Origin of the sequence: Streptomyces marokkonensis, assembly GCF_039539045.1 — a bacterium.
Taxonomy (GTDB): domain Bacteria; phylum Actinomycetota; class Actinomycetes; order Streptomycetales; family Streptomycetaceae; genus Streptomyces; species Streptomyces marokkonensis.
This window is the reverse complement of the sequence record NZ_BAABCQ010000106.1, coordinates 20,129-27,258: the sequence shown is the minus strand read 5'-3', so window position 1 is coordinate 27,258 and position 7,130 is coordinate 20,129. Positions and strand designations below refer to the sequence as shown.

At 72.9% G+C, this 7,130-nt stretch carries 6 protein-coding genes and 1 pseudogene; 4 read left to right on the top strand and 3 right to left on the bottom strand.

All coding sequences use genetic code 11. The features are described from left to right. Positions 1-422: ABC transporter permease (locus ABEA26_RS23760; RefSeq protein WP_345595304.1), on the top strand; the 422-nt coding region annotated here is incomplete at its 5' end. Here ABEA26_RS23760 and ABEA26_RS23755 read toward each other — a convergent pair. Then, the gene (locus tag ABEA26_RS23755; RefSeq protein WP_345595303.1) at positions 403-3,531 is read right to left on the bottom strand and encodes an ATP-binding protein; all 3,129 of its coding nucleotides are present in this window, start codon (positions 3,529-3,531) and stop codon (positions 403-405) included. The two genes, ABEA26_RS23760 and ABEA26_RS23755, sit on opposite strands and share 20 nt — an antisense overlap. Before the next feature lie 452 nt (positions 3,532-3,983). On the opposite strand from ABEA26_RS23755, the gene ABEA26_RS23750 reads away from it, so the two are divergent. Together ABEA26_RS23750 and ABEA26_RS36410 are read left to right on the top strand one after the other, a co-directional pair. Continuing rightward, positions 3,984-4,502, top strand: a complete 519-nt coding sequence (locus ABEA26_RS23750) for a lytic polysaccharide monooxygenase auxiliary activity family 9 protein (RefSeq protein WP_345595302.1) — start codon at positions 3,984-3,986, stop codon at positions 4,500-4,502. 23 nt (positions 4,503-4,525) lie between these two features. Further along, positions 4,526-4,618 (top strand): annotated as a pseudogene (locus tag ABEA26_RS36410) (chitinase); the annotation flags it as partial. Between the two features lie 68 nt (positions 4,619-4,686). On the opposite strand, the gene ABEA26_RS23745 reads toward ABEA26_RS36410, so the two are convergent. Beyond that, positions 4,687-5,586 (bottom strand): aminoglycoside phosphotransferase family protein, encoded by a 900-nt coding sequence (locus tag ABEA26_RS23745; RefSeq protein ID WP_345595301.1) that lies wholly within the window; start codon positions 5,584-5,586, stop codon positions 4,687-4,689. Positions 5,587-5,718: 132 nt separating this feature from the next. Beyond that, positions 5,719-5,931 (bottom strand): MbtH family protein, encoded by a 213-nt coding sequence (locus ABEA26_RS23740; protein WP_345595300.1) that lies wholly within the window; start codon positions 5,929-5,931, stop codon positions 5,719-5,721. Positions 5,932-6,018: 87 nt separating this feature from the next. Here ABEA26_RS23740 and ABEA26_RS23735 point away from each other — a divergent pair, with 87 nt between their 5' ends. Then, positions 6,019-7,113 carry an alpha/beta hydrolase-fold protein gene (locus ABEA26_RS23735; RefSeq protein WP_345595298.1) on the top strand — a complete coding sequence of 365 codons (1,095 nt, stop codon included), beginning with the start codon at positions 6,019-6,021 and terminating at the stop codon, positions 7,111-7,113. The last annotated feature ends 17 nt before the right edge of the window (positions 7,114-7,130 follow it).

Genomic DNA, 7,130 nt, shown 5'->3' with positions numbered 1-7,130 from the left:
TCGCCAGCGTGGTCCTCGTCGGTGCCGTCGCCGTGGCCATCGGCTTCCGCTCCACGAACGCCACGGCCCTGGAGTGGATCGCGACTTTCGGACTGCTCACGCTGGTCTCCCTGGCCCTCACCTGGATCGCCGTCGGCATGGGCCTGGCCAGTCCGAACGCGGAGGCGGCCAGCAACAACGCGCTTCCGCTGATCCTCCTGCCGTTCCTCTCCAGCGCCTTCGTCCCCATCGACGCGATGCCGGGCTGGTTCCAGCCGGTCGCCGAGTACCAGCCCTTCACACCTGCCATCGAGACCCTGCGCGGACTCCTCCTCGGCACGGAGATCGGCCACAACGGATGGGTTTCGGTCGTCTGGTGCCTGGGCCTGGCCGCGCTCGGGTACCGCTGGGCGGTGTCGTTGTTCAACCGCGACCCGAAATGAGCGCACGGGCCGCCTCCCGCAACTCGTCGCGCCCGAGGGCGGCGTACTCCGACACTGCGTCGGCGTACGCCGCCCCGTCGGCGTCCTCGGCCGCCTTCCGGGCTCGGGTCGCCGACATCGTCGGCTGGAACTCGCGTAGCACCCGCAGCCGTTCGGCCAGCGCGATCATCCGTACACCGGCGGTGTCGCCCGACGCCAGAGCCGCCATGCCGAGAGCGTGCAGAACCGTCCCGAACACGGGGAGCTCCATGGAGGAGCCGTCCGGGCGGGAGAGCATCGTCCGCAGCCGCTGCCCCAGCCGGTCGACCGGCTCTGCGACGAGTTCGAGACGGCCGGCGTGTGCGTGCGCCGTCACCGCCGCCGACTGGATCTCCAGGGCCCACGGGTCGCTCCAGGGGTCACCGCCGTGCATCGAGCCTGCCGCGGGCATCCGCTCCACGGCGCCGCGCCACAGTCCGAGCCCGGCCTCCGTCAGCCCGCGGGTGAGTGCGATCTCCGCCCGCCCGCCGAGGTCGGGGCTGTAGAAGTCGTCCTGCTGAGCAGTGCCGTCCTCCTCGGCCTGACGCAGCCAGTACTCGGCCTCGTCCGGGTCACCGCGCTGCAGGCAGGCGAGTACGAGACCCCAGCGGATGCCGATGTAGTCGTGCTCGTCACCGAGCCGCGGAAGCGTTGCCAGCGCCGCCTTCAGATGTCCGTACGCGGCCTCGCCCTGCCCCGCCTTCAGGTACAGCTCGCTGAGCCGGGAGTGGCCCATGACCTGCGTGGCCGGGTGATCGGCCGGCGTCAGCGCGGCGATCATCCGGCGGGCCGAGGCGAGTGCGCGGTCGAGGTCGTGCTCGGACTCCCAGACGTAGCTGGCGACACACTCGGCGATGCCCGCGACCAGGGGTCGCTCGCTGCGGCAGAGTTCGCGCAGCACTTCGTAGTCGGGCGGCACCATCTCGGGGACCGCGCTCAGCACGACCGCGGTGGCTCGCAGCAGCGTGTCCGGTGGCGCCGGGGGCAGCCGTCGGAGGGTGACGAGGTGGCGTACGACGTGCGGGCCCTGGCCCATGAACAGGCTCGCCGTGCACAACACCGCGGCGGCCCTGGCGACTTCGACGTACTCGGGCTCGGGACGGTAGTGCGACAGGGGTGGGCCGGTGTCGGCGGCGAGCGCGGCGAGACGGGGATAGTTGGAGTCGGTGGACCACAGGGCGGCGAGGACCGCGGTGAGGGCGGCGGTGGCGGGGCCGTCCGCACGGGCCAGGGCGTGCCGCAGGGCCAGCACGAGATTGTCCTGTTCGCCTTTGACCGACTGCCAGGTGGGCAGCGATCGCGGGCCGGAGAGCCAGTCGTGATGCGCGACCCCGAAGTCCCGCGCCCAGGTGAGGAACCGGCCGACGGCCTCCTCGTCCTCGCCCGCCTCCGCACGGCGTACCGCGCTGAACTCCCGTACGGTCTCCAGCATCCTGAACCGGACCCCGGCCGGGGTGTCGACGACGGCGAGCAGTGACTGATCGGCCAACTGCTCCAGGAGGAACAGCGCCTCCTCGCCCAGCACCTGCTCCGCCGCCTCTCCGGAGATGCCTCCGGGGAAGACGGACAGCGTGCGCAGCGCCGCCCTGGCGTCCTTCGCGAGCAGGTTCCAGCTCCACTCCACCACCGCGTGCAGCGTGCGGTGGCGCTCCGGTACGTCCCGCGCTCCGCCGCGCAACAGCGCGAAACGGTCGCCCAGGCGGCGGGCGATCTCCGGCACCGACAGCACCCGTACCCGTGCCGCGGCCAACTCCAGGGCCAGCGGCAGCCCGTCGAGGTGGCGGCACAGGTCGGCCACCGCGCCCGGTGGCAGCTCCACGCCCGGCCGGGCGGCCCTGGCCCGCTGGGTGAACAGCTCGACCGAGGTGTCCAGGCCGAGTTCGGGAAGCGCGTACGCCGCCTCCGAGGTGAGTCCGAGCGGAGCCCTGCTGGTGGCGAGCACCCGCAGGTCCTTCGAGGACGAGACCAGAGCCCGTACGAGGTCGGCGGCGCCCCGGACGACCTGTTCGCAGTTGTCGAGCACCAGCAGAGCGGGCCCGGAGCCGAGCACGCCGAGGATCCCGGACACCGGGTCGGCCGGGACGTGGCCGCTCACGACGCCGTGCCGCCCCTCTCCCGCGCCGATCGCGGACGCCACGTCCGCGGCCACGTCGTCGTCCTCCGTGACGCCGGCGAGCGGCACGAAGTACACCGCACGCTGCTCGGCCCCACGGCTGACGGCGTGCGCGAGCCGGGTCTTGCCGAGCCCTCCGGGGCCGACGACGGTGACGGCGCGCGAGGCGCGCAGCAGCCGCCGCACCGCCGCGATGTCCTCGTCCCGGCCGAGGAGCGGGTTCGGTTCGTGCGGAACACCGTGCCTGACCGCAGCCGCATCGCCGCGCAGCAGCTCGCGCTGTACCGCCTTGAGCCCGGTGCCCGGATCCGTACCGAGCCCGTCGCGCAGTTCACGGCGGTACGCCTCGTACCGGGTCAACGCAGCGGACGGACCCGCGGTCGCCGCCTCGGCGCGCAGCAACTCGGCGAGCACCTCCTCGTCACGCGGATGCTCGGCGGCGACCACGGCCAGCGGCCCGGACGCCTCCGCGTGCCGCCCGAGGCGGGCGAGCGCGAGTGCCCGCGCGCGTACGAGCGCGTCGCGGACGGGGGCGCGTTCGGCGCGCAACGCGGCCACGGGGTCGTCGGTGGCGCCGGTTCCGTCCGGGGTGCCCTCCCACAGCGCGAGTCCGGCCTCGGCCGCGGCCAGCGATCGCGCGTGGTCCCCGGCTCTGGCCCGCTCCGCGCTCGCGGCGGCGCGCAGCAGCAGGGCGGAGGTGTCGACCCGGTCCTCGGCGAGGGTGAGCCGGTATCCGGTCGACGTGCTCGCGAGGACATCGGCGCCCAGTTGGGCCCGTGCCCTGGACACGAGGACCTGCAGCGCCTTTCCCGGTCGCTCCGGCAACTCGTCCGGCCACAGGCCCGCCACGAGGCGCTCGGTCGTGCAGCCCGTGCGCACATCGCCCGCGAGCAGCGCGAGGAGGCCGCGGAGCCGGGGCGCGGTCACCTCGTGTCCGAGATAGGCGACACGCGGCAGCAGGGTCAGGTCGGTGGTCACGCGTGAAGATTAGGGCCTGTCCGGCGGATCATGCTCACGGCAGGTGGGTCCCGGAGCCTGTTCGCCGGACGCTTGACGGCTTCCCCCGTCCGCATGACCGGTGGCCGCGACGCCGCGGCGGAGCGCCTCACTCGGCGGGCCGACTCGACCATCGCGTGTGTCGCCGTCAGGTCCTCGTGCCGCCGGCGGGCCCCGGGCCTTCCCCGGACAACGGCGCCGCGTCACACCCTTGACACGGTCACGACGATCGCTTGTATGGTCTAGTCCAACAGAACTCGCCGCTCCGCTTCCGGAGTTGACCTGCGCAGGGGCTCGCATTCCCCTGCCAGGACGGCGATCACGCGTCACCTTCGTGCCTCTTGGCCCCACCACGAGAGGCCGTACTCGGTGCGTGCGGCCATCCCCACACATGACCGCACGTGCCGTGGGACGGCCCGATGAAGGAGTTCCGCATGCACACCAACCGGAAGACGGCTGCCCTGATCGGCGCGGCCCTCGCCCCCGTCATCGCCGTCAGCCTCCCCGCCGCCTCGGCGAGCGCGCACGGCTACATCTCCGATCCGCCCAGCCGCCAGGCCCAGTGTGCCGCGGGCACCGTGTCCTGCGGGGACATCACCTACGAACCCCAGAGCGTCGAAGGCCCCAAGGGCCTCACCAGCTGCAGCGGCGGCAACAGCCGTTTCTCGGAGCTGGACGACGACAACAAGGGCTGGGCCGTCACACCGGTGCCGAAGAACACCACGTTCTCGTGGCGGCTCACCGCGCAGCACGCCACCAGCACCTGGGAGTACTACGTCGGTGGTCAGCGCGTCGCGCTGTTCGACGACGGTGGTGCCAAGCCGGGTGCAGTGGTGAACCACCAGGTCGACTTCGGTGGCCTGACCGGCGGGCAGAAGGTGCTCGCCGTCTGGAACGTCGCCGACACCGACAACGCCTTCTACGCCTGCATCGACGTCAAGGTCGGCGGCTGACGGACGAGTCGCGGAAGGGGAGCGACGAGGTGTTCCCCGGCAGCAATCCCTTCTACTCCTACAGCGATCTCACCGCCGCACTCGACGCCTGTCCCGGTTTCACGAACACCGGCAGCGGTCTCGGCTGCTGAGGGCGCGTCACGCACGATGAGCGGCCCGGGCCGCCGTCCCGGACCGGCCGGCTCTAGCCGATGAGCGCCTGCCTGATCTGCCGAGTGGTCTGTGCGGCGACGCCGGGGTTGGTGGCGGCGTAGGAGACGTAGGCGTTCAGGCCCGTGGCCAGGGCCCAGCCCCGGCCACGGGTCCAGGTGGCGTCATCCACACCGAGCGCGGCACGGAAGGCGGTTCGGGGCACGGCCGACATCAGCGCGAAGGCGATGGTCAGGTCGCAGGCCGGGTCGCCGATGCCGAGCCCGCCGAAGTCGATCACCGCACTGAGACGGCCACCGGTGGTGAGCAGGTTGCCGGTGTGGAAGTCACCGTGGAACCAGACGGGAGGACGGCCCCACCCCGGGGCGCCGAGCGCCGCGTCCCAGAGCTCGGTCATGGCGGCCTTGTCGAACGTGCCGCCGACCTCCGTGATGGCGGCGCGCGTCGCCTCGTCCCGGGCGGCCAGCGGATGGACGGTGGGGTCGTCGACGAGGCCCCGGACCGCGGCGGCCTCCTCGGGCTCGAACCGCTGAAGGGCGGCCAGGAAACCGGCCAGTTCGAGGGCGGTCTCCGAGGAGTCGGACAGTGCGTCGACCGTGGCCACCTCTCCGTCGAGCCAGCGGGTCACCGCCCACGGCCAGGGATAGCCGAGACCGGGTTCCCCCACCGCCACCGGGACCGGGACGGCCAGAGGCAGGTGCGGGGCGAGCCGGGGCAGCCATTCGAGCTCCTTCCCGGCCTGCCCGATGGCGCCGGCGTGGCGGGGCAGCCGGACCGTCAGCTCCTCGCCCAGCCGGTGGATCACATGGTCGGAGCCGGCCTGCTCCAGCGGCCGCAGGGGCAGCCGCGCCCACTGCGGGAACTGTGCGTCGACCAGGCGTCTGACCAGTGAGGTGTCGATCGAGGGGCGGCCCGGGATGCTCACGGTTGCCAAGAACGGCTCCTGGAGTCGGCCCGCTGCGTGCGACGGGCGGTCCCACCCATCACAGTGCCTCGCACGCACCCCTGTCGACCGAATTCCCCCGCCCCTCGTCCCGTTCGTCCGCCTCGTGCGGAGCGACGGACGTCAGTTGTCCATGGACTCGGCCAGGGAACGGGGGCGCAGATCGGTCCAGTTGGACTCGACGTACTCCAGGCAGGCGTCCCGGGTGTTCTCCTCGAAGACGGTCGTCCATCCCCCGGGCACCTCCGCGAACGACGGCCAGAGCGAGTGCTGGCCCTCGTCGTTCACCAGGACGCGGAAACGGCCGTCGACGTCGTCGAAGGGATTGGTGCTCATACGCGGCGCCTCCCGGTCAGTTAGGTTAGGCTTACCTGACTGACGTGAGCTTAGCGTTCCCGCTTTCCGCTCCACAAGGAGGCGTTCATGACGTCGGGGGAAGATGCCTTCGCCGCCTTCGGGCTGCCCGGAGCGCCCGGCACCGAGGACTTCTGGGCGACTGCCAGGACCCCCGCGTCGGTCGGCGACGGCGGCGGCTGGACGACCCTGTTCCTGCGTCGCGGGTCCGAGGCGGCGAGCGTCGGCTTCGAGAGCTGGTCGCAGCCGGTGCCCCTGCGACAGTGGGGCGACACGGACTGCTGGTACGCCGAGGTGCGGATGCCGGCGCGGTTGCGGGTCACGTACCAGTTCCTGGTGGGTGACGCGGCGTACGCGGACCCGTTGAATCCGGTCGGTGCGGGCGGTGACCGGTCCATCGCCGCGACCCCGGACGCCCCGGCCCAGCCGCACTGGCCGCTCGTCGGCGCCGGCACCGAGGCCGTACTGCCCCTGCCCCGCACGCGGATCCGTTGGAGCAGCGAGCGGCTCGGCGGGCGGCGTACCGTGCGGGTCCACCCGGCGGGCGGCGGTGGACCGGTGGTCCTGCTGCTCGACGGGGACGACTGGCTGTACCTGCACCCGGCGATGGCGGCGTTCGACTCGGCCGTCGCGAGTGGTGCGGTGCCGCCGGTCACGCTCGTCTTCCTGCCGGCCCGGGACAGGAAGGCCGAGTTCGGGTGCCGGCCCGGGCTGTGGGAGGCGGTCCGGGACGAACTCCTGCCGCTGGTGGCGGAGTCCGGCGTGCCCGCCGGCCGGGACCGGCTGGTGGTCGCCGGACAGAGCCTGGGCGGACTGAGCGCGCTGTACGCGGCGCTGGAGTTCCCGGGCCTGGTGTCACGCGTCGCCGTGCAGTCCGCGTCGTCGTGGTGGACACCCGGCGCCGCGGACCTGGCCGACCCGTTGGGCGGACCGGTCGGCGGCGTCCTCGCCGCGCGCCTGCGCGGGCGGCCCGACCTGTCCGGTCTCCGGGTCGCGTTCGACGCGGGGGAACACGAGACGCGGATGCTCCCCCACTGCGGCCTGGTGGAGGCCCTGACCGAACGGGCGGGTGCCACCGTGCGGGTGTCCCGGTCGGCGTCGGACCACGACCGGGCGGGCTGGCGGCACGCCCTGCTCAGAGATGTGGCCTGGGCACTCGGGTAGGAGGCTGACCACCCGGC

What these genes read in the sequence shown, in the direction of transcription:
- ABEA26_RS23740 (WP_345595300.1), bottom strand. Translation starts at nt 5,931, where the DNA reads ATGAGCACCAATCCCTTCGACGACGTCGACGGCCGTTTCCGCGTCCTG.
- ABEA26_RS23750 (WP_345595302.1), top strand. Translation starts at nt 3,984, where the DNA reads ATGCACACCAACCGGAAGACGGCTGCCCTGATCGGCGCGGCCCTCGCC.
- ABEA26_RS23735 (WP_345595298.1), top strand. Translation starts at nt 6,019, where the DNA reads ATGACGTCGGGGGAAGATGCCTTCGCCGCCTTCGGGCTGCCCGGAGCG.